This is a genomic window from Stenotrophomonas sp. SKA14 (assembly GCF_000158575.1).
GTDB lineage: Bacteria > Pseudomonadota > Gammaproteobacteria > Xanthomonadales > Xanthomonadaceae > Stenotrophomonas > Stenotrophomonas forensis.
This window is the reverse complement of record NZ_DS999412.1, coordinates 2,968,242-2,988,273: the sequence shown is the minus strand read 5'-3', so window position 1 is coordinate 2,988,273 and position 20,032 is coordinate 2,968,242. Positions and strand designations below refer to the sequence as shown.

At 66.2% G+C, this 20,032-nt stretch carries 19 protein-coding genes; 9 read left to right on the top strand and 10 right to left on the bottom strand.

The genetic code is table 11. The features are described 5' to 3' along the window. Positions 1-74: 74 nt before the first annotated feature. From hflD to SSKA14_RS13485, 4 genes are read right to left on the bottom strand one after another with little or no spacing between them, the layout of a single operon-like run. Positions 75-689, bottom strand: coding sequence for a high frequency lysogenization protein HflD (gene hflD / locus SSKA14_RS13500; RefSeq protein ID WP_008267693.1), 615 nt, complete (start codon positions 687-689; stop codon positions 75-77). Beyond that, entirely contained in the window at positions 686-1,828 is a 1,143-nt protein-coding gene (gene mnmA, locus SSKA14_RS13495; RefSeq protein WP_008266690.1) for a tRNA 2-thiouridine(34) synthase MnmA, read from the bottom strand. Before mnmA ends, hflD begins: the two co-directional genes overlap by 4 nt. Beyond that, positions 1,825-2,286, bottom strand: a complete 462-nt coding sequence (locus SSKA14_RS13490; RefSeq protein WP_008266908.1) for an NUDIX hydrolase — start codon at positions 2,284-2,286, stop codon at positions 1,825-1,827. Before SSKA14_RS13490 ends, mnmA begins: the two co-directional genes overlap by 4 nt. A gap of 1 nt (position 2,287) precedes the next feature. Then, positions 2,288-2,761: a hypothetical protein gene (locus SSKA14_RS13485; protein ID WP_040007777.1), complete on the bottom strand. Its 474-nt coding sequence runs from the start codon at positions 2,759-2,761 to the stop codon at positions 2,288-2,290. A 112-nt stretch (positions 2,762-2,873) separates the two neighbouring features. Here SSKA14_RS13485 and clpS point away from each other — a divergent pair, with 112 nt between their 5' ends. After that, on the top strand, positions 2,874-3,200 hold the full coding sequence (gene clpS / locus SSKA14_RS13480; protein ID WP_006444529.1) for an ATP-dependent Clp protease adapter ClpS: 327 nt from the start codon (positions 2,874-2,876) through the stop codon (positions 3,198-3,200). A 193-nt stretch (positions 3,201-3,393) separates the two neighbouring features. Here the strand turns inward: clpS and SSKA14_RS13475 are convergent, their stop codons facing one another. Continuing rightward, positions 3,394-4,206 (bottom strand): APH(6) family putative aminoglycoside O-phosphotransferase, encoded by an 813-nt coding sequence (locus tag SSKA14_RS13475; protein WP_008265677.1) that lies wholly within the window; start codon positions 4,204-4,206, stop codon positions 3,394-3,396. 138 nt (positions 4,207-4,344) lie between these two features. Here SSKA14_RS13475 and clpA point away from each other — a divergent pair, with 138 nt between their 5' ends. Beyond that, positions 4,345-6,630 carry an ATP-dependent Clp protease ATP-binding subunit ClpA gene (gene clpA, locus SSKA14_RS13470; RefSeq protein WP_008265440.1) on the top strand — a complete coding sequence of 762 codons (2,286 nt, stop codon included), beginning with the start codon at positions 4,345-4,347 and terminating at the stop codon, positions 6,628-6,630. A gap of 71 nt (positions 6,631-6,701) precedes the next feature. On the opposite strand, the gene SSKA14_RS13465 is transcribed toward clpA, so the two are convergent. Further along, a complete protein-coding gene (locus SSKA14_RS13465) occupies positions 6,702-7,079 on the bottom strand; it encodes a hypothetical protein (protein ID WP_008267897.1) in 378 nt (125 codons plus the stop codon). Between SSKA14_RS13465 and SSKA14_RS23840 the strand changes: the two genes are divergently transcribed. Next, positions 7,078-7,227 (top strand): hypothetical protein, encoded by a 150-nt coding sequence (locus SSKA14_RS23840; protein WP_157635952.1) that lies wholly within the window; start codon positions 7,078-7,080, stop codon positions 7,225-7,227. The two genes, SSKA14_RS13465 and SSKA14_RS23840, sit on opposite strands and share 2 nt — an antisense overlap. Before the next feature lie 55 nt (positions 7,228-7,282). On the opposite strand, the gene infA is transcribed toward SSKA14_RS23840, so the two are convergent. Both infA and aat read right to left on the bottom strand, forming a co-directional pair. Next, positions 7,283-7,501: a translation initiation factor IF-1 gene (infA, locus tag SSKA14_RS13460; RefSeq protein ID WP_005409596.1), complete on the bottom strand. Its 219-nt coding sequence runs from the start codon at positions 7,499-7,501 to the stop codon at positions 7,283-7,285. Between the two features lie 86 nt (positions 7,502-7,587). Further along, positions 7,588-8,328, bottom strand: a complete 741-nt coding sequence (gene aat / locus SSKA14_RS13455) for a leucyl/phenylalanyl-tRNA--protein transferase (RefSeq protein ID WP_008267868.1) — start codon at positions 8,326-8,328, stop codon at positions 7,588-7,590. Positions 8,329-8,401: 73 nt separating this feature from the next. On the opposite strand from aat, the gene SSKA14_RS13450 reads away from it, so the two are divergent. Beyond that, positions 8,402-9,670, top strand: coding sequence for a hypothetical protein (locus SSKA14_RS13450; protein ID WP_008268651.1), 1,269 nt, complete (start codon positions 8,402-8,404; stop codon positions 9,668-9,670). 44 nt (positions 9,671-9,714) lie between these two features. Here the strand turns inward: SSKA14_RS13450 and SSKA14_RS13445 are convergent, their stop codons facing one another. Continuing rightward, entirely contained in the window at positions 9,715-10,866 is a 1,152-nt protein-coding gene (locus SSKA14_RS13445) for a GNAT family N-acetyltransferase (RefSeq protein ID WP_008264800.1), read from the bottom strand. 174 nt (positions 10,867-11,040) lie between these two features. Here SSKA14_RS13445 and SSKA14_RS13440 point away from each other — a divergent pair, with 174 nt between their 5' ends. Beyond that, positions 11,041-12,507 carry an N-acetylmuramoyl-L-alanine amidase gene (locus SSKA14_RS13440; RefSeq protein ID WP_008267625.1) on the top strand — a complete coding sequence of 489 codons (1,467 nt, stop codon included), beginning with the start codon at positions 11,041-11,043 and terminating at the stop codon, positions 12,505-12,507. 264 nt (positions 12,508-12,771) lie between these two features. Further along, positions 12,772-13,401, top strand: a complete 630-nt coding sequence (locus tag SSKA14_RS13435) for a hypothetical protein (protein ID WP_040007767.1) — start codon at positions 12,772-12,774, stop codon at positions 13,399-13,401. Between the two features lie 101 nt (positions 13,402-13,502). On the opposite strand, the gene trxB is transcribed toward SSKA14_RS13435, so the two are convergent. Further along, a complete protein-coding gene (trxB, locus tag SSKA14_RS13430; protein WP_008265109.1) occupies positions 13,503-14,474 on the bottom strand; it encodes a thioredoxin-disulfide reductase in 972 nt (323 codons plus the stop codon). 233 nt (positions 14,475-14,707) lie between these two features. Between trxB and SSKA14_RS13425 the strand changes: the two genes are divergently transcribed. The 3 genes from SSKA14_RS13425 to lolA all read left to right on the top strand — a co-directional run bounded on the left by SSKA14_RS13425 (position 14,708) and on the right by lolA (position 19,801). Further along, a complete protein-coding gene (locus SSKA14_RS13425) occupies positions 14,708-17,068 on the top strand; it encodes a DNA translocase FtsK (RefSeq protein ID WP_008267405.1) in 2,361 nt (786 codons plus the stop codon). A 39-nt stretch (positions 17,069-17,107) separates the two neighbouring features. Beyond that, positions 17,108-19,051, top strand: a complete 1,944-nt coding sequence (locus SSKA14_RS13420) for a DUF3857 domain-containing protein (RefSeq protein WP_008264530.1) — start codon at positions 17,108-17,110, stop codon at positions 19,049-19,051. Positions 19,052-19,162: 111 nt separating this feature from the next. Continuing rightward, positions 19,163-19,801 (top strand): outer membrane lipoprotein chaperone LolA, encoded by a 639-nt coding sequence (gene lolA, locus SSKA14_RS13415; protein WP_008266887.1) that lies wholly within the window; start codon positions 19,163-19,165, stop codon positions 19,799-19,801. Positions 19,802-20,032: the final 231 nt, after the last annotated feature.

Here is a 20,032-nt window from a genome sequence, read left to right as displayed (position 1 = left end):
CGGTTTTCCGGCGCCTGGCGCGTCGTTGCGTGGTGGTGCGCTCGCCGGGCGCTGCCCGGCGATTGTGGTGAAGATCAGGCCAGCTGACGGTCCACGGCCTCGATCATCGCCTTGCGGCTGAACAGGAAGTCCCAGTAGCTGCCGCCCAGCTGCCGCCACAGCACCGCCGAGCGCACCGCGGCCAGCAGCAGGGCGCGGATCTCGGCGACCACGCCGGCCTGCCCCAGGTAGTGCGGGTTGCCCTGCACCATCACCCGCGGTTTCAGGTGGCTGATGGTGTCGGCATACAGGCCGCCCAGGTTGGCCAGCACGTCCGGATGGCCGCTGTCGCCCAGTTCCGTGGCCTGGCGCTGGGCGCGCTCGATGCCCGAAGCGACCTTGTTCACGGTCGCCCCGTCCTGCACGAAGCGTCGCTCCAGCTGCAGCACCGACAGCGCCAGCTTGGGCAGGATCGGATCCTGGCCCTGGCTGCGGAAGTAGTTGTGCAGCAGCCGCAGGCCCGCCTTCAGCGCGTCGCGGTCACCGAACACCTCCTGCGGCGAGGACGCGTCGACGCGGAACACGCTGTCCACGGCGGTGCGCACGGCGGCGGCGTCGGAATGGCCAGTATCGGCGATGCGGCGCACCTGCTGCAGGGCCTGGGCAATGCCGGCCAAGGCCAGGACGCGGTCGTCGACGGTGAAACTCATGCAGCGATTACCTCAAAAGGAGAAGGGGTGGTGCGCAGGCGCTGTTCCAGCGGTGCGTCGGTGGCGGCGATCACCGCGCCACCCAGGCAGACGTCACCGTCATACAGCACCAGCGACTGGCCGGGGGTGACGGCGCGTTGCGGGCGGGCGAAGCTGACCAGCACGCTGCCATCGTCCAGCACCTCGACCGTACACGGCTCGTCGGGCTGGCGGTAGCGGGTCTGTGCGGTGCATTCGAAGCGCCGCGCCGGCGGCGAGCCGGCAATCCAGTGCGCGGTCTCCGAGCGCAGGCGGTCAGACAGCATCCAGCGGCTGTCGCGGTCCTGGTCCACGTACAGCACGTTGCTGGCCACGTCCTTGCCGACCACGTACCACGGCGCGGCCGGACGGCCGCGTACGCCGCCGATGTTCAGGCCTTCGCGCTGGCCCAGGGTGAAATAGAACACGCCCGGATGCTCGGCGATCACGCTGCCGTCGGCCGGGTCGAGGATCTGGCCCGGCTTGGCGGGCAGGTAACGGCCAAGGAATTCGCGGAAGTCGCGCTCGCCGATGAAGCAGATGCCGGTGGAGTCCTTCTTTGCGTGGGTCGGCAGGCCGACGTCGCGCGCGATCCGGCGCAGGTCGCTCTTTTCAAGATCGCCGATCGGGAACAGCGTGGCCGCCAGCTGCTGCTGGCCGAGCTGGTGCAGGAAGTAGCTCTGGTCCTTGGAGCGGTCGGCGCCGCGCAGCAGCAGCCACTGGCCGCCGCGCTGGGTCACCCGCGCGTAATGGCCGGTGGCGATGCGCTCGGCACCCAGTTCGCGGGCCGCGTCCAGGAAGTGCTTGAACTTCACCTCGCGGTTGCACAGCACGTCCGGGTTCGGTGTGCGGCCGGCGGCGTACTCGGCCAGGAAGTGCTCGAACACGCCCTGCCAGTACTCGCTGGAGAAATCGCGGAAGTGGAACGGGATGCCGAGCAGGCCGCAGACCGCCACCGCATCGCGGCGGTCATCCTCGGCGCGGCAATCGCCACTGCCGTCGTCGGCCCAGTTCTGCATGAACAGGCCGGCTACGGCTTCGCCCTGCTGCACCAGGCGCCAGGCGGCGACCGAGGAATCGACGCCACCGGAGACGCCCACCATCACCCGCGGAGTGGTCATGCGACCTCCCTGACCAGTGAAAGGGGATGGCGCTGGCCACCCAGGAAATCAGCCACCACCTGCCAGACCAGCGGGCTGCGCAGGCGTTCGCCAGCGGACTGCAGCTCGGCCGGGGCCAGCCACAGCGCGCGGTCGATGCCGGTGTCCAGCGGCTGCGCCGGGTCATGCGAGAGCGGGCGTGCCGCATAGCAGAAGCGCAGGAAGGCGGTGCCGTCGCCGGCGGTCCACTGGTAGCAGCCGATGAAATGGGTCAGCTGTACCGTCCAGCCGGTTTCCTCGCGGGTCTCGCGCAGGGCCGCCTCGGCCAGGCTTTCGCCCGGCTCGAGGTGGCCGGCGGGCTGGTTCAGCACCTGCCGGCCCTCGATGGTCTCTTCGACCAGCAGCACGCGGCCGCCGTCGACCACGACGGTGGCGACGGTGGCGTGCGGTGCCCAGCGCGGGTCCGGCGTGGCGTTCACCTCAGAATTCGTCCTTCTTGGTCAGTTCCAGCTCCATCGCATCGGCGGTGCGGATGGCCGCATCGATGGCGTCGCTGAGCTGGTCGGCGCTGGCATCGGCGTCGATCTTCACCACGAACATGGCGGTGGTGTCCTGCTTCACCCAGCCGCCCATCTTGGCATCCTGCGAATCCTCCAGCAGGCGGTTGGCCACGGCCACCGGGAACTGCTTGGTCTTGGCGATGTAGGCCGGCGACCAGATCTCGCGGATGTTGTGGGTACCGAAATCTTCCACCGACGAACGCACATAGACCATCTGCGTGCGGTCACCCTCGACGTCGAACACCATGCGGTAATCGCCGTCCTCGTCCACCTCATAGGTGTAGCCCAGCTTGTCCAAGTGGCGGGCCACGGCCTTGTCTGCCTCGGTCGCGGCGGCGGCGGAGCCAGCGGCCGCCAGGCCGATCAGCAGGGCAGGCAGAAGGGTCCTTTTCATGAAGATCCTGTGAAACAGATTTGAAAGAAGCTGCAATTGTGACGGTGGGCGTCCGTGCCGTCCAATCCGCGGCAGGCCGACGCAGGCCGGGCGCAACCTCTATAATGGGTGGATGCCCCATGAGTCTTCCCCCGATTCCCATCACGAGCACGGCGTTGCCGTGGAGCCCGCGCGCCCGGAAGTGGCGCCGCCGCCGTTCTACCAGGTGATGCTGCTCAACGACGACTACACCCCGATGGATTTCGTGGTGGACGTGCTGCAGCAGTTCTTCAGCATGGACCTGGACAAGGCCACGCAGGTGATGTTGCACGTGCATACCCGTGGCCGCGGCGTGTGCGGGGTGTTCACGCGCGAAGTGGCCGAGACCAAAGTCGCCCAGGTCAACGAGTACTCGCGGATGAACCAGCATCCGTTGCTGTGCACGATGGAAAAGGCCTGACCGGCTACTGATTCTCGTCCGGGCACATTGATTCCGGACCCGTTGTGCCCACCAAGGTGGGCACCTACCAGGGCGCAGGCCTGTATCGATCCCGGACGGGGCGTGCCCACCAAGGTGGGCACCTACCAGGGCACGGGCCTGTATCGATCCCGCACAGGGTGTGCCCAGCATGGGGGAACCTGCCAAGCGCGGTTCACCCCTCCGCCAGTGCCTCCAGTGCCATCCGCGCCACTGCCTCGTCCACGTCCGCGGGGTCGCCGTCATCGCGGAACCACACCGCCGACAGCCCCATGCTGGCCGCGATCCAGCGCAGCAGGCGGCCGCGCTCCAGGCCGGCCAGCGTGCTCACCTGTTCCAGCCGGGCGGCAAACCGCTCCGGGCGCGTGGCCACATGGATGCCCGGGCCGCACAGATCCGGGTTGCTGAACAGCGTCGTGTAATCAAAGGCCCGGTCGCCCAGCAGCCGCTTCGGGTCGATCGCCAGCCAGCCGCGCGGACCGAAATCCATCACGTTGTCGTGGTGCAGGTCGCCGTGCAGGGGGCGGATCTCCTGTTCGTCCTGCAGCAGCTCCTCCGCCAGTGACCTGCACTGTTCCATTAATGGCGGCAGCGCAGCCCTTGGCTGCAGCAGGTCGGCGAACCATGTACGCAGGCAGACCAGTTCCGCTGGCGGCGTGCTCCGAGGCTGGTGCAGTCGCTGCAGGACCTGGCACAGGATCGTGGTGCAGGCGTCATCGTCGCCGTCGATCGAGCGTTGTCGCAGCGAGTCGCCGCGGGCGCGCTCGATCAGGATCGCCGGCCCCTCGTGGGCCAGCAGGCGGGCGGCGCCGTCACCGTCCCACCAGCGCAGCAGGCGATGGCTGTTCTGCTCTTCGGTTTCGCTGCTGACCTTCAGCATCGCCGGCTCGCCGGCGGCGGTCAGTACCGGCCAGAGCTGGGCACGGGGCGTTTCGATGGCCTTGCCATCACGCCGCAATCGCCAGCGGCTCAGGTAGGGTTCGCTCATGCTGGGCGGGCTGTCCTGGAGTGAATGAAGATCAAGCGATGTGTACTGCTAACGCCATCTGAACGCAGCAATCCGCTAGGGTGATGGAAATCGCGTAGTCAGGCCGCATATTGTCCCCATCTGCCGCCGGAGTAATCCATGTTCAGCAAAGACCTCGAACACACCATCGGCCAGTGCTACAAGCGCGCTCGTGAGGCCCGGCATGAGTTCATGACGGTCGAACACCTGCTGTTGGCACTGCTCGACAACCCGTCCGCCCAGGCCGTTCTGAAGGCCTGTGGTGCCGACGCCGAACGCCTGCGCCAGGAACTGGAGCAGGCCATCGAGGCTTCTGTGTCGCGCCTGGCCGAAGATGACGGCCGCGACACCCAGCCGACCCTGGGCTTCCAGCGCGTGTTGCAGCGGGCCGTGTACCACGTGCAGTCCTCGGGCAAGAAGGAGGTCACCGGCGCCAACGTGCTGGTCGCCATCTTCGGCGAAAAGGACTCCCACGCCGTCTATTACCTCAACCAGCAGGATGTCACCCGGCTGGATGTGGTCAATTACCTGTCCCACGGCATCGCCAAGCTGGGTGAGGAAGGCGAGCAGCCGTCCTCGTCCTCCGAGGGCGAGGGCCGCATCGAGGGCGGGGAGGGTGAGCCGAAGGGCGACGCCCTGACCGAATTCGCCAGCAACCTCAACGAACAGGCCCGGGCCGGTCGCATCGACCCGCTGGTCGGTCGCGCCGACGAGATCGAGCGCACCATCCAGGTGCTGTGCCGCCGCCGCAAGAACAATCCGCTGTACGTGGGCGAGGCCGGCGTGGGCAAGACCGCGATTGCCGAGGGCCTGGCCCGCCGCATCGTCGAGGGCTCGGTGCCCGACGTGCTGGCCGATGCCGTGATCTACTCGCTCGACCTGGGCGCACTGGTGGCCGGCACCAAGTACCGGGGCGACTTCGAGAAGCGCCTGAAGAGCGTGCTGACCGCGCTGAAGAAGGTGCCCAATGCGGTGCTGTTCATCGACGAGATCCACACCATCATCGGTGCCGGCTCGGCCTCGGGTGGCACCATGGACGCCTCCAACCTGATCAAGCCGGCGCTGGCCTCCGGTGAGCTGCGTTGCATCGGCTCGACCACCTTCCAGGAGTATCGTGGCATCTTCGAGAAGGATCGGGCGCTGGCCCGCCGCTTCCAGAAGATCGATATCGTCGAGCCGACCGTCGGCGAGACCTACGAGATCCTGCAGGGGCTGAAGTCCAAGTACGAGCTGCACCACGGCGTGACCTATTCCGACGAGGCATTGCAGGCGGCGGTGGATCTTTCGGTGAAGCACATCGGCGACCGCCTGCTGCCGGACAAGGCCATCGACGTGATCGATGAGGCCGGTGCGCGCCAGCGCCTGCTGCCGGAAGGCCAGCGCAAGGAGCTGATCGACGTCGAGGAAGTGGAGGCGATCGTTGCCAAGATGGCGCGCATTCCGACCAAGCAGGTCAGCGCTACCGACAAGGATGTGCTGCAGCACCTGGAGCGCAACCTGAAGATGGTGATCTTCGGCCAGGACCCGGCCATCGAGACGCTGTCTTCCGCGATCAAGCTGGCCCGCTCGGGCCTGGGCAATCCGGAAAAGCCGATCGGCAACTTCCTGTTCGCCGGCCCGACCGGTGTCGGCAAGACCGAGGTGACCAAGCAGCTGGCGTTGCAGCTGGGCATCGAGCTGGTCCGCTTCGACATGTCCGAGTACATGGAGCCGCATTCGATCAGCCGCCTGATCGGTGCGCCCCCGGGCTACGTCGGCTTCGACCAGGGCGGCCTGCTGACCGAGAAGATCGTCAAGACGCCGCACTGCGTGCTGCTGCTGGACGAAATCGAAAAGGCACACCCGGACATCTTCAACATCCTGTTGCAGGTGATGGACCGCGGCGTGCTGACCGATACCAACGGTCGTGAGGCCAACTTCAAGAACGTGGTGCTGGTGATGACCACCAATGCCGGCGCGGCGCAGGCCTCGCGGCGTTCGATCGGCTTCACCAAGCAGGACCACGCCACCGACGCGATGGAAACCATCCGCCGCGCCTTCACTCCGGAATTCCGCAACCGCCTCGATGCGGTGGTGCAGTTCCAGGCGCTGGGCTTCGAGCATATCCTGCGCGTGGTCGACAAGTTCCTGATCGAGCTGGAGATGTTGCTGCAGGACAAGCAGGTCAGCCTGTCGGCCACGCCGACCGCTCGCGACTGGCTGGCCCACCACGGCTTCGACCCGCTGATGGGTGCCCGCCCGATGGCCCGCGTGATCCAGGACAAGATCAAGCGTCCGCTGGCCGACGAACTGCTGTTCGGCAAGCTGGTGAACGGTGGCAAGGTCAGCATCGACGTCCGCGACGACGAGCTGGTGGTCGAAACCCAGGCCGAACCGGAGCGTCTGTTGCCGGTGACGGTGGAGTAAGCCGGCGCCGGGCGCAGCCCGGCAACAAGCAGGGACAAGGGCGGCTTCGGCCGCCCTTGTCGTATCTGCGGTCAGCGGCTGCGAAGACGCGCTTCGCGCTTGAACCGCTCGGCATCGATCGGCTCGATGCGCGCCACGTCGCAGGTGCCGCGGCCGGTGTCGAGCTGGCTGCGGCCTTCACCACACAGTTCGGTCGCCTCCTTCCCGTCCGTCTTGAAGCCGAGGTGGGAGGCTCGTACGGCCGAAGTGCAGCTGTTGCGGAAATGCACGACATAGTGGTCGTCGCCCGTGCGCAGCAGCACGTTCTTGTCTGCGCCGGCGCGCACGATCTGCTGCTCGCCGGTCAGCGGTACGCATTGGGCGGGGGCCGTGTCGGCGGCCTGGGTGGTCGACGCCAGCAGGCCGGTCGCGGCCAGGGCGAGGGCGGTGAGCAGGAAGGGCATCTTCATGGCGGTGCGAGGGGGTAGCGATCCGGACTGGACCGGATTGCAGATTGCCGTCGTCGTTGCAGATGCGAATCTGCCGCAAGCGGGGCTGACCGACGTCACGGTGAGTTCGGTCACGATGACCTTCGGCACGGCCGGATTGCAGGCATGACAAAAGGCCAGCAACCAGGGCTGGCCTTGTCGGAGTGGCGCGAAGCGCCGACCGCTTACTTCATGCGGTAGGTGATACGGCCCTTGGTCAGGTCGTACGGGGTCATTTCAACCTTGACCCGGTCACCGGTAAGGATGCGGATGTAGTTCTTGCGCATGCGGCCGGAGATGTGGGCAATGATTTCGTGCCCATTTTCCAGACGAACGCGGAAAGTGGTGTTCGGCAGCGTCTCGCTGACGGTGCCCTCGAACTCGATGGAATCGTCTTTCGACATGTAGTCCTGTGCGGTTCAGAAAACGGCCACGCTGGGCCTAAGGCGCGGTATTTTACGCGTGACCGGGCCAGCTTGCAAAGTTTGTGTTAACCCCCGGCCAATTCCCGTGCCGGCAGCCGTCCGACCGCCCCGGTCCACGGGCCTTCGCGCCCGTCGCCGCGCACGGCCTGTCGCACATGCGCCAGGAATTCGGCGCGCGGCAGGTGCTCGGCCCCCATCCGCAGCAGATGCGGATTCTCCACCTGCGCATCGATCAGCGCCCAGCCCCAGCCACGCAGGGTGGCCGCCAGCGCAGCCAGTGCGATCTTGGAGCCGCCGCTGGCGCCACTGAACATGCTTTCGCCGAAGAACATCGAGCCGATCGCCACCCCGTAGATGCCCCCGACCAGCGTCTGCCGGTCCCAGACCTCGAAGGAGTGGGCGAAGCCGAGATCATGCAGCTGGCTGTAGGCCTCGATCATCGCCGGGCTGATCCAGGTGCCATCCTGGCCCGGGCGGGGCGCGGCGGCACAGGCCTGCATCACCCGGCTGAAGGCCGTGTCGGCGGTGACCTCCCACGTGCTGCCGCGCAACTGCCGACGGAAGCGGCTGGACAGATGCACCCCCTCGGTGCGGAACACCATGCGCGGGTCCGGCGACCACCACAGGATCGGCTCGCCCTCGCTGAACCATGGAAAGATGCCGCCGGCATAGGCGTTCAGCAGTCGCGCCGGGTGCAGGTCGCCGCCTACCGCGAGCAGGCCATCGGGCTGGCGCAGCGCGGTCTCGGCCGGTGGGAAGGGGGCGTCCGGCGCATCGGCCAGGCGCCAGGGCAGCTGGCGGGTCATGCTGGCAATTGTATTCGCGGTAGGCATGCGCGATGTCTGGCACCATCACCTTCCCGCGGCAAGGAGCCCATGCATGAGCGACCCGATCAGCGCCGTTCTGGATGTGCACGACAGTCCGCGCACACGCAACGACAGTCTGGGCATGCTGCTGTCGCTGGCTGCTGAGCAGCCGCACCAGCTGGGCGAGCTGATGCTGCTGGCCCTGGCGCGGCGCTCGCCAGGCTCGGCCTTCCTCGACATGGCGCTGGACCTGCTGCCGGATGAGATGGTGCCCGCGGTTGCCACCGACGCCTGGCGGCGCTATCGCGACGGCGAGCGCGGCGAACTGCTGGCCGGCGTGATCGAGTTCGCCAGCTACCAGGCCCCGCAGGTGCTGCAGGACGATTGGGATGCGCTGCTGGCCGTGGCCATCGAAGATGAGGTGCAACTGGCCTCGCAGCTGTGGCGGGCGCTGCCGTCTGTGGTGGCTGCGGGCTGGGCGCAGATCCTGGCCGAGGCCGATGATGATCGTGAAATGCCGCGGGCACGGGCGCTGCTGCTGGCGGCGCAGCCCGCGACCTATGCCGCTGCGCGCGGCTATCTGGCCGACTGGGGGCGACTGGACGCCGAGGTCTGGGCGCATTGGGCTGGAGTTGCCGACGGTCCACATCCGCGGCGCCTGCATGGAGAGCGGCCGCTGCACATCCGTTTCAGCGGCGCGCAGCATCGCGCCCAGTTGGCCGACGAGCCGGGCTGGCGCAAGCGGATCTGGCGCCTGCATCCGACCTGGAACGGTGGGCAGGCGCACCATGCCGGCCGCATGGGTGGGCCGCTGGAGGCGCTGTGCGGAGGGTGTCATGCGCCGCTGCAGCGCTTGCTGCAGACGGATGCTGCCGCGCTGCAGCCAGGTGCAGCGGGCGAGATCACGCTGGGCCTGTGCCTGGACTGCTGCGGCTGGGAAGATCCGCCGGTGCGCTTCTATCGCCACGACGGCGAGGGCCTGCCCAGCTGCCACCCCAGCCAACATCTGGAGGTGCCGGCCACGCCTACCGACAGCGGTGACCTGATGCAGGCCGAGGTCGGCCTGGCCGCCATGGACACCACGCGCTGGCAGCAGCAGGACTGGGGCCAGTCCAACCATCGGCAGAATCTCTCGCGCGTGGGTGGCGCGCCCAGCTGGGTGCAGAGTGCCTGGTACCCGACGTGCATCGATTGCGGCCAGGAAATGCCGTTCGCGATGCAGCTGGATTCGACGCTGCCGACCACGGGTGAGGGCATGCTGCTGTGGGGCAGCGGCGGCATGCTCTATACGTTCTGGTGCGGGACGTGCCGGGTGAGCGGGCACTTCTGGCAGTGCACCTGAGCGCAGCGTTCCCGCCATCGCTCTGACGGGTGCCAACCGTAGGCCTATTGCTCTGGTAGGTGCCAACCTTGGTTGGCACGCTCCCGGAACGGCCCATGCCCCTGCAACTCATGCTGGTAACGCCGCACGTCCCGACGCTCCTGCCGGCACCACTCCTGCAGCGCTTCTGCGAAGTCCGCATCGGCCACCCAGTGCCGGCTGCGCACCCGCGTTGGCAGGAAACCCCGCGCCAGTTTGTGTTCGCCCTGTGCACCGGGCTCGAACCGGGCAAGGCCTTCGCGCAGGCAGTACTCGATGCCCTGGTAGTAGCAGGCCTCGAAGTGGAGGCCGGGCAGGGTGGCGCCACCCCAGTAGCGGCCATAGAGCGTGTCACCCCCGCGCAGGCACAGTGCGCCGGCAATCGGTTCGCCGTCGAGTTCGGCCAGGAACAACACCAGCCCGCGCCCCAGCGATATCGCCAGATGGCGCAGAAAGGCCTCGGTCAATGCCGGGGCGTTGCCGTATTCGAGGAAGGTCTGCAGGTAGAAGCGGTACATCGCCTGCAGGTCGGCACGACTGGCCTCATCGCCATGCACCACCCGGAAGCTGATGCCCTGGCGGGTGACCTTGGCGCGCTCCTGGCGGATGTTCTTGCGGTGCTTGTGGTCCATCGCGCCGAGGAACTGCTCGAACGTGGCCCAGTCGCCCGGGTTCTGCCACTGGAACTGCACATCCTCGCGCAGCAGCCAGTCATCGCCAAACAGGGCTTCGTCGCTGGCACTGTGGAAGTTGACGTGGGCCGAAGACACATTCAGCAACGGCAGCTGCGCGCACAGTGCCGCCAGCAGTGTGGCCCGGTCTGAATCGTGACGGGCCAGCAACCGCGGACCGGTGACCGGCGAATATGGCACCGCACCCAGCCACTTCGGGTAGTAGTCGCGACCGTGCCGGGCATAGGCGTTGGCCCAGGCGTGGTCGAACACGAATTCGCCGTGCGAGTTGGTCTTCAGATATCCGGGAATGGCGCCCATCAGGACGTCGCCGTCCCATAGCGTGAAGTGCTGCGGCTGCCAGCCCCAGTCCTCGCGCAGGCAGCCGTGTTCTTCCAGTCCGGACAGGAACGCGTGGCTGACGAAGGGGTTGTGGCCGTCGTGCAGGGCGTCCCAGTCGGTGGCGCGAATGGCCTGCAGGGAGTCGAGGAAGCGGGTGGAGGGCATGAGGGGAAAGGATAGGCCAGATGGGGGCCGATTGCCCTAGGCGGCTTTGAAGGCGATGAGAAAAATACGAAATCACAGCAAAGGAGGCCCTGTGCAGCGCCATTCGGTTTCACATACGGATAGTGATAGGGGCGACCGTTGGGTCGTCCAGCCATTACCGAATAGGAGAGCAATATGATTGCAACCGCGTTGACCGCAATGCTTGCGTTGACAGGCCAGGTCGAGGCCGAGCAGCCTGCGTTCCGGCGAGGTCCTGTTGATTCGGATTCCGCAATGAATGCCGTCGTCACTCGCGCAAGCCAGGACGCGCTTGATGCCTACCGTCTACAGAATCATGGGAAAAGCCCGTTGGAAGCCGTTGCTGTGTACGACGTAGCGACCGGGCTGATCCGAATCGATCTAAGGGGAGGGGAGTTGCCTGGGGAGGGCGGCGCAGAATTGGAAGACCTGCAAGGATTCATTTCGAATGGTGCTCTTGAAGCCGCCAGACCCATTGTCCCAGCTACAGGAACGAAGTTCTTCTATAACGGTAGAGATTTCGATGAGCAGTATCCGGAGAGCTCCGTGGACGGCGGGGACGCTTCGCGCCTGCGACAGGGCGCCGGACCGGTCGTCGTGTCTGCTGGGCATGGTTGGTACTACCACCATGGATTCCGCGACTGGAGGGCTCAACGTGATCCATCGAATGGGATCATCGAGGACGAGATCACACCTGGGTATGCGGAAGAGCTTCGCGTATGGCTGCTCGAACGCAGTCAGGTGGCCGCGGTTCGCGTTCGATCACCGGCAGCGGAACTCCACGACCGAAGCGGCCAAGCGTGGTGGCGCATGGGGGGAAGATACTCTCTGGAAGCCTCTTATCCTGATCAGCCTGACATCTGGAACTCACTTCCAACGTCCAATAGTTCCCTTCGGGAAAGGGATGAAGACATACGTAGTCGTCCCCGCTACGCGAATCTGCTACAAGCCCGCGCACTGTTCCATCTGCATACCAATGCAGGTAGCCCTGCGGCATCGGGGGCGCGCGCATATGTGGCTGAGGGTAGGTCTGAGGATCACCGGCTGGCAAGTCAAGTCCTGTGCTACATGAAGGAGTTGATCAATTCAGTTGATGATTACTCGGACTATGCAGTTGCGCCGGCGCCTGAAACAGGCAGGCATGGTGAAAACATGCAGGCAAATATGCCCTCGGTAATTATCGAGACAGGGTTTCATACCAACGCGGCGGACGCCGCTGCTCTGCAGGACCCTGTTTTCCGCACGGCCTCAATGAAAGGTGTCGAGAAGGGCTACCGCCTGTTCCGGGAAGGCAAGGGGTGTGTGCCATTGAAGATCGACCCGATCGAGTCCCTTCTCCTTTCAGCCGGCAGGGCCAGGAATGTGGATGTGGTGTTCGAAGGCTACCCCCGCTATCCCATTGAGCTGGTCACCACCAATGTGGGCTGTCCGCCCGGATGGATCTGCAGCGACGGTAAGGTCCAGATCGATGCGCCTGATGACAAACCATTTCAGATCACCATGAAATGTGAGAACGCTGGTAGTGCCCCACTTTTCTGGGAGACCCGTGTTGTCGATGCGGACGGGGTGAAGTCACCTCCGGTTAGGCATAAGGTCCAGTGCATCCGCAATCCAAGTGGCTAGGTCCCCCGCCAGAAAGGTTGGCTGGCCTATGAGAATGGAGGGGTATGAGGCGTTCGCGATGGCATGACCTTCGCGAGCGCCCTGAGTCGAGCATGGCTCGACGCTACAACGGTGAGGGGCGGTCCGTGGGCGTGGCACAGATTTGGGCGTTGTCCTATTTCGAGGTAGCAGGCGCGTTCCTAGCATCGCTGGTGGAAAGACTGCTTTCCGTCTGCCGACGCCCGCAAAGAGGCCGGTCGGCCCCTCTACCTATTGGAGTACTACATGATCCGAACGTTCGCCCCGTTGTCGTGCGCGCTGGCCGCTGTCGTCGCCCTGTCCGCACTCACTGCCGCAGCGCCGGCCACTGCCGCCCAGGCGGGTACCACGCCGCAGCTCTGCGAGGCCGGTGGCAACACCGCGCTGTGGCGCATCAGCCAGGGGTACCAGTTCAAGGGCGTCGGCCAGCCGATGACCGATTGGCAGAAGCCAGGCAACTCGCTGGCCGCCTTCCGCGACTGCAAGCCAATGGTGGTCACCCTGCGCGGCGATGTGCTGGCCCAGGAGCACCCGGTCGGCCAGATCGACGGCTACACCACCTTCAGCACATCGCACCCGGGCATCGGTGTGCAGTACCGCATCCACGATAGCTTTGGCACCGCCCACGACATCAAGGGCAATGGCGAGTCGTTCGTGATTACGATCGAATCCAGCTACTACAGGAAGTGGAGCCACCAGGAGTCGTACTCGAACACCATTTCGATGGACGTCGAGTACCGCTACATCGCACTGGCCGACCATCTGCCGGCGGTGGTGGCGCTGGAAGATCAGCCGCTGTTCGTGTACTCGACCGATGGCGGCCCGACGGGAGAGGGTGTGCTCACCGCAAAGGTGGAATACCTGGCGGCCGAGTAAGGGTTCAACCCTGTATTCCGCAACGGAAAAGGCCGGCGCTGTGGCGCCGGCCTTTTGCATGGGTCGAGCCTGGCCCGACGCTACGGCACGCGGTCAGCGTTTCAGCTGGCCTTGCCCTGTGCGTCCAGGTAGCGCTCGGCGTCCAGTGCGGCCATGCAGCCGAAGCCGGCCGAGGTGATCGCCTGGCGGTAGTGCTGGTCGGCCACGTCGCCGGCCGCGAACACGCCTTCCACCGAGGTCTGGGTGGCGTTGCCGCCCAGGCCCGAGCGGATTTCCAGGTAGCCGTTGTTCATCGCCAGCTGGCCGTCGAACAGGGTGGTGTTCGGGTGGTGGCCGATGGCCACGAAGAAGCCATGGGCGTCGATGTCGCGGGTACTGCCATCCAGGGTGGACTTCACGCGCACGCCGGTCACGCCGGCATCATTGCCCAGCACCTCCTCCACCTGGTGGTGCCAGACGGTCTCGATCCTGCCCTCGGCCACCTTCTTGAACAGCTTGTCCTGCATGATCTTTTCCGCCTTCAGGGTGTCGCGGCGGTGGACCAGGTAGACCTTGCGGGCGATGTTGGACAGGTACAGTGCCTCTTCCACGGCGGTATTGCCGCCACCGACCACGACCACGTCCTGGTCGCGGTAGAAGAAGCCGTCACAGGTAGCGCAGGCGGACACGCCGCGGCCCTTGAACTCGTCCTCGGTCGGGATGCCCAGGTACTTGGCGGTGGCGCCGGTAGCGATGATCAGGGCATCGCAGGTGTACTCGTGGCTGTCGCCGATCAGCTTGAACGGGCGCTGCGACACGTCGGCGGTGTGGATGTGGTCGAAGATGACCTCGGTCTCGAAGCGCTCGGCATGGGCCTGCATGCGCGCCATCAGGTCCGGGCCCATCAGGCCGTGGGCGTCACCGGGCCAGTTGTCCACCTCGGTGGTGGTCATCAGCTGGCCGCCCTGCTGCAGGCCGGTGATGACGACCGGCTTCAGGTTGGCACGGGCGGCGTAGACGGCGGCGGTCCAGCCGGCCGGGCCGGAACCGAGGATGACGAGGCGCTGGTGGCGGGAGGGCAGGCTGGTGCTCATGTAAACTCGCGAAAAGGTAGATGGGACAAGGCGCTGGCGATGTTTGCGCAGCATCCGTGGCTGGTCATAGAGTGGCGGCTGGGGCAGGGCGATTCAAGCCGATGAACAGAACGCCGTCATCCAGTGGTGGTTGCGGCGGCCCGAATGCCCCGTGAAACGTCGCATAACTGAAAACTGACGCCGTCTCATTTATTATCAATCACTAACAGCGCATTCCAAAGGTATGGTCTAAGGTGGCGAAGCAGGTCCCCGAACGCTCCAAGTCCGACGACAGCAAGGCGTCACGTCGCACGGCCGCGGCGGCGACGACCGATAATCCACGCCGCCAACGCCTCTGGCGCGACCTTGGCCTGATCGCCATCGCGCCGGCCCTGCTGTACCTGGCGGCCAGTCTGTTCACCTATTCAGCCACCGATCCGGGCTGGTCGCATACCGGCAGCGTGGTCGCGCCGGTACACAACCTCGGCGGCCGCGCCGGGGCCTGGATCGCCGATGTGCTGCTGCAGCTGTTCGGCTATGTCGCCTTCCTGCTGCCGGTGGTGCTGGGCGCTCTGGCGTGGATCGCCATGTTTGGCCTCAAGCGCGAGAGCAAGGGCGAGAACGACCTGGACCCGGCGCTGCGCCTGGTCGGGCTGGTCGGTTTCCTGATCGCCGGCACCGGCTTCCTGCATGTGCGCCTGTTCAGTGGCGATGTGTCCAGCGCCGGCGGCATCCTCGGCAAGCTGGTTGGCAATTCGCTCACGGTGGGCTTCGGTGCGCTGGGTGCGAACCTGTTCGTGCTGGTGCTGCTGCTGGCCTCGATCACCCTGGCAACCGGGCTGTCCTGGTTCACGGTGATGGAGAAGATCGGCCGCGGCGTGATGTCGTTGGCACCGTTGCTGGCGCGCAAGAAGGAAGAAGTCACCGAGTGGCAGCAGACCCGGGTGATGCGCGAGGAGCGCCAGGAAGTGCGCAAGGCCGACGCCGAGGTGCGCGCCAAGCGCGAGCCGGTGAAGATCGAGCCACGCCCCGAGCCGGTGATCGAGAAGAGTGACCGGGCCAAGCGCGACACGCAGATCCCGATGTTCCGTGGCGTCAATGGCGACGGCTCGGACCTGCCGCCGCTGGCCCTGCTGGACGACCCCAAGCCGCAGCCGGTGGGCTACGACAAGGAAACCCTGGACGCGCTGTCGCGGCAGATTGAGTTCAAGCTGAAGGATTTCCGCATCGACGCCCAGGTGGTCGGTGCCAATCCCGGCCCGGTCATCACCCGCTTCGAGATCGAGCCTGCGCCGGGCATCAAGGTTAGCCAGATCAGTTCGCTGGACAAGGACATCGCGCGCGGGCTGTCGGTGAAATCGGTGCGCGTGGTCGACGTGATTCCGGGCAAGTCGGTGATCGGCCTGGAAATCCCCAATGTCACCCGCGAGATGATCTACCTGTCCGAGCTGCTGCGCTCCAAGGAATACGACAAGTCGGCGAGCGTGCTGACCCTGGCGCTGGGCAAGGACATCGCCGGGCGCTCGACCGTGGCCGACCTGGCGCGCATGCCGCACCTGCTGGTGGCCGGTACCACCGGTTCGGGCAAGTCGGTGGCGGTCAACGCGATGGTGTTGAGCCTGCTGTTCAAGGCCTCGCCGAAAGACCTGCGGATGCTGATGATCGACCCGAAGATGCTCGAACTGAGCGTCTACCAGGGCATCCCGCACCTGCTGGCGCCGGTGGTCACCGACATGAAGGAGGCCGCCAACGGCCTGCGCTGGTGCGTGGCCGAGATGGAGCGCCGCTACAAGCTGATGAGCGCGGTGGGCGTGCGCAACCTGGCCGGCTTCAACAAGAAGGTGAAGGAAGCCCAGGACGCCGGTCAGCCGCTGATGGACCCGCTGTTCAAGCCGAACCCGGAACTGGGCGAGGCGCCGCGCCCTCTGGAGACGCTGCCGTTCATCGTCATCTTCATCGACGAATTCGCCGACATGATGATGATCGTCGGCAAGAAGGTGGAAGAGCTGATCGCGCGCCTGGCACAGAAGGCGCGTGCGGCCGGCATCCACCTGATCCTGGCCACGCAGCGCCCGTCGGTGGACGTGATCACCGGCCTGATCAAGGCCAACATCCCGACCCGCATTGCCTTCCAGGTCAGCTCGAAGATCGACTCGCGCACCATCCTCGACCAGTCCGGTGCGGAAACCCTGCTGGGCCACGGCGACATGCTGTACCTGCCGCCGGGCACCGCCATGCCCGAGCGTGTGCACGGTGCCTTCGTTTCCGACGAGGAAGTGCACCGCGTGGTCGAGCACCTCAAGGCGATGGGCCCGGCCGACTATGTCGACGGCGTGCTGGACGAAGTGCAGACGATGGGTGACGGCGTGGTCGTCGGCGCCACCGGCCTGCCCGAGAACAGTTCTGCCGGCGATGAGTCCGACCCGTTGTATGACGAAGCGCTGCGGGTGGTCACCGAGACCCGCCGCGCCTCGATTTCCGGCGTGCAGCGCCGGCTGAAGATCGGCTACAACCGTGCAGCGCGACTGATCGAGGCCATGGAGGCGGCCGGCGTGGTCAGTCCGCCCGAGCACAACGGCGACCGCACGGTGCTGGCACCGCCGCCGCCGAAGTAAGACCCGACGTATCCCCCACGACGTCCAAGGAACCGACGCATGCTTCACCCCGTACCCAGCGCGCTGGCACTGGCGCTGGCAGCCTTCCTGGCTGCCGGCCCGGCACTGGCAGACACCGCCACCTCCGCGCCCGCTACGGCGCCGCCCTCCACCAGCGGCGATACCGAAGCCAGCAACAATTTCAGCATTGTCCGTTACCGCGCCGATTACCAGGTGCGGCCCGATGCGGGCAATGTGCAGACCGAAACCTACGAAGTCCTGCTCAAGACCAAGGCCTCCGTCGAGCAGTTCAGCCAGGTGCGGCTGAGCTACAGCGAGAAGATGGAGACCCTGGAAGTACTGGGCGCCTACACCATCACCGCCGACGGCCAGCGCCGCGACGTGCCGGCCGACCGCATCTACACCCAGGAGAGCTACTCCAGCGCTTCGGCGGCGATGTACGCCGACCGCAAGGTGCGGGTGATCGTGTTCCCGAACCTGGCCCCCGGCACCCGGCTGTACTACCAGGTGCGCAGGACCCAGACCACCCCGTACTTCCCGGGCTATTTCGGCCTGTGGGAGACCTTCAATGTCTTCACCGAATACGAGGACGCCGAGGTTACCCTCAGTGCGCCGGCCAACCTGCCGATGTTCGTCGACAGCCGTGGCGTGCAGGGCAGTGATCGCCCGACGGTGAAGAACGGCCAGGCGCAGTGGCGCTGGCGCTACCAGCGCCACGAGGCGATGCCGGCGCAGAACTGGTCGGCAGCGGGTTGGGAGTTCGGCCCGAACATCATGGCCAGCACCTATCGTGACTGGTCGCAGATGGGCCGCGCCTACCAGCTCAAGGCAGGTCCTGCGGCGCAGGTCACCCCGGAGCTGCAGGCACTGGCCGACCAGGTGACCGCCGGCATCAGCGACCGCCGCGAGCAGGCCGATGCGCTGTACCGCTGGGTGGCGCAGAACATCCGCTATGTGGCGGTGTACCTGGGCAACGGCGGCCTGGAGCCGAACAGCGCGCAGAGCATCCTCGACAACCACTATGGCGACTGCAAGGACCACGTGACGATCCTGGAGGCGCTGCTGGCGGCCAAGGGCATCGCCAGTTCGCCGGTACTGATCGGCGCCGGTGGCGGCCCGACCCTGCCGAAGATCCCGGTGCTGGGCCGCTTCAACCACGCCATCACCTACATCCCCGAGTTTGATCTGTACCTGGATTCGACCACCGCGTGGGCGCGCTTCGGCCAGCTGCCGGAAGGCGACCTCGGTGCACCAGTGATGCGTACCCGCGACGCCACGCTGGCACGCACGCCGGCCAACACGCCGCAGCGCAATGCCACGTCCATGGAAGTGCGCTTCACCTTCGATGCCAATGGCAACCTGCGTGGCGAAACGATTCCGAAGCTGGGCGAGAACGCCGAAATCGGCATGCGTGCGCAGTTCGCCCAGCTCAACGCACAGAACCGTGCGCGCGCCGAGGAGCAGATCATGGCCGCGTCCGGCTTCGATGGGCGAGGGCAGCTGCAGATCCAGGGCGTGCCGGTCGACCTGACCCGGCCGTTTGGCTACCGCATGGCGTTCCAGGCCGAGGACTACGCCGATTTCAGCGTGGCCGGCGGCATGGCCGTGCCCGATCCGCCGGGCGGCGAGTCGGTGCGCGGTCTGTACGCCACCGCCTCGGCGCCGGCCAACGAGACGCCGTTCTACTGCAATGCCAGCCTGCGCGAGGAAACCTACCGCCTGCAGTTCCCGGCCAATGCACCGATCATCGCCATCCCTGCCAGTCAGCGTTTCAGTAACGCCGCCGGTGAGTACCGGGTGGACTGGAGCCGCGAGGGCCAGGACGTGGTCGTGCACCACCGCCTGCAGCAGAACGCGGTGCGTGGCCCGGAGGCGCTGTGCCAGCCGAAGGACTACTCGGCGTTCCGCGCGCTGTATCGCGAAGTGCGGCGCGGCTTCCGTGGCCAGGTGCTGTACGGCAAGCTGCCGGGCGCGGGCGGCTGAATCGCCGATGGACGTTCGGGGCGGCATAATGTCGCCCTGATCGCCCATTCATGATTCTCCGGGCACACTGGCTACCACCTTTCCTGGCGCATGCGCCCACAGGATTCCTGCATGAACTTCCGCTTCCGCCGTTTCCTTGCCACCACCACCCTGGCCGTGGCCTGCGCCGCAGCCGGCAGTGCCTGGGCCGGTGCCCGCGATGACCTGAAGAGCTTCACCAGCGGCCTGAAGGGCCTGGACGGCCAGTTCAGCCAGCAGGTGTTCGACAGCCGCGGCAAGGTGAAGGAATCGACCAGCGGCCGCGTTGCCTTGTCCGCACCGCGCCTGTTCCGCTGGGAGTATGTGCGCCCGCATGAGCAGCTGATCGTGGCCGACGGCAAGAAGGTCTGGATGTACGAGCCGGACCTGGAACAGGCCACCGTGCGCGAGCAGGGCAAGGAAGAGCAGAACAGCCCACTGACCGCGCTGATCAATCCGGCGCTGCTGGAGCAGCAGTACGACGTCAGCGAAGAGGCCGCACAGCGCGACGGCCTGCAGTGGCTGTCGCTGTCGCCGAAGCGCGAGACCGAAGCCAGCTTCCAGTACGCTGCGCTGGGCTTCAACGCCCAGGGCCTGGCCAAGATGGAAATCACCGACGCGGTCGGCCAGCGCACCGTGATCAGCTTCACTGGCTGGAAGCGCAACCCGGGCTTCGCCGCCGGCACCTTCAGCTTCACCCCGCCGAAGGGCACCGACGTCATCGGTAACTGATCGGGGACGCCGGGCATGGCCCGGCGCTACCTGCTCCGGTGGGTGCCAACCGGCACCGCATTGGTGGGTGTCAACCTTGGTTGACACGCTTTTGATCTGCCGGCCAGCGGCCGACACTACCGATCATGGCCCGGCCGCCGTGGTGGGTGCCAACCTTGGTTGGCACGCTCTCGCGGTACAATGGCGCTGTGCCAAGACATCGCTCCACCTCCTTCCCCGGCCCCGATCTGC

Excerpts from the sequence above, each read along its gene's own strand:
- SSKA14_RS13435 (WP_040007767.1), top strand. The coding sequence starts at position 12,772 with ATGATCCGAACGTTCGCCCCGTTGTCGTGCGCGCTGGCCGCTGTCGTC.
- SSKA14_RS13420 (WP_008264530.1), top strand. The coding sequence starts at position 17,108 with ATGCTTCACCCCGTACCCAGCGCGCTGGCACTGGCGCTGGCAGCCTTC.
- trxB (WP_008265109.1), bottom strand. The coding sequence starts at position 14,474 with ATGAGCACCAGCCTGCCCTCCCGCCACCAGCGCCTCGTCATCCTCGGT.
- SSKA14_RS13440 (WP_008267625.1), top strand. The coding sequence starts at position 11,041 with ATGATTGCAACCGCGTTGACCGCAATGCTTGCGTTGACAGGCCAGGTC.
- hflD (WP_008267693.1), bottom strand. The coding sequence starts at position 689 with ATGAGTTTCACCGTCGACGACCGCGTCCTGGCCTTGGCCGGCATTGCC.
- clpS (WP_006444529.1), top strand. The coding sequence starts at position 2,874 with ATGCCCCATGAGTCTTCCCCCGATTCCCATCACGAGCACGGCGTTGCC.
- SSKA14_RS13465 (WP_008267897.1), bottom strand. The coding sequence starts at position 7,079 with ATGAAGATGCCCTTCCTGCTCACCGCCCTCGCCCTGGCCGCGACCGGC.
- SSKA14_RS23840 (WP_157635952.1), top strand. The coding sequence starts at position 7,078 with ATGGCGGTGCGAGGGGGTAGCGATCCGGACTGGACCGGATTGCAGATT.
- infA (WP_005409596.1), bottom strand. The coding sequence starts at position 7,501 with ATGTCGAAAGACGATTCCATCGAGTTCGAGGGCACCGTCAGCGAGACG.
- SSKA14_RS13450 (WP_008268651.1), top strand. The coding sequence starts at position 8,402 with ATGAGCGACCCGATCAGCGCCGTTCTGGATGTGCACGACAGTCCGCGC.
- lolA (WP_008266887.1), top strand. The coding sequence starts at position 19,163 with ATGAACTTCCGCTTCCGCCGTTTCCTTGCCACCACCACCCTGGCCGTG.
- SSKA14_RS13485 (WP_040007777.1), bottom strand. The coding sequence starts at position 2,761 with ATGAAAAGGACCCTTCTGCCTGCCCTGCTGATCGGCCTGGCGGCCGCT.
- clpA (WP_008265440.1), top strand. The coding sequence starts at position 4,345 with ATGTTCAGCAAAGACCTCGAACACACCATCGGCCAGTGCTACAAGCGC.
- mnmA (WP_008266690.1), bottom strand. The coding sequence starts at position 1,828 with ATGACCACTCCGCGGGTGATGGTGGGCGTCTCCGGTGGCGTCGATTCC.
- SSKA14_RS13445 (WP_008264800.1), bottom strand. The coding sequence starts at position 10,866 with ATGCCCTCCACCCGCTTCCTCGACTCCCTGCAGGCCATTCGCGCCACC.
- SSKA14_RS13475 (WP_008265677.1), bottom strand. The coding sequence starts at position 4,206 with ATGAGCGAACCCTACCTGAGCCGCTGGCGATTGCGGCGTGATGGCAAG.
- aat (WP_008267868.1), bottom strand. The coding sequence starts at position 8,328 with ATGACCCGCCAGCTGCCCTGGCGCCTGGCCGATGCGCCGGACGCCCCC.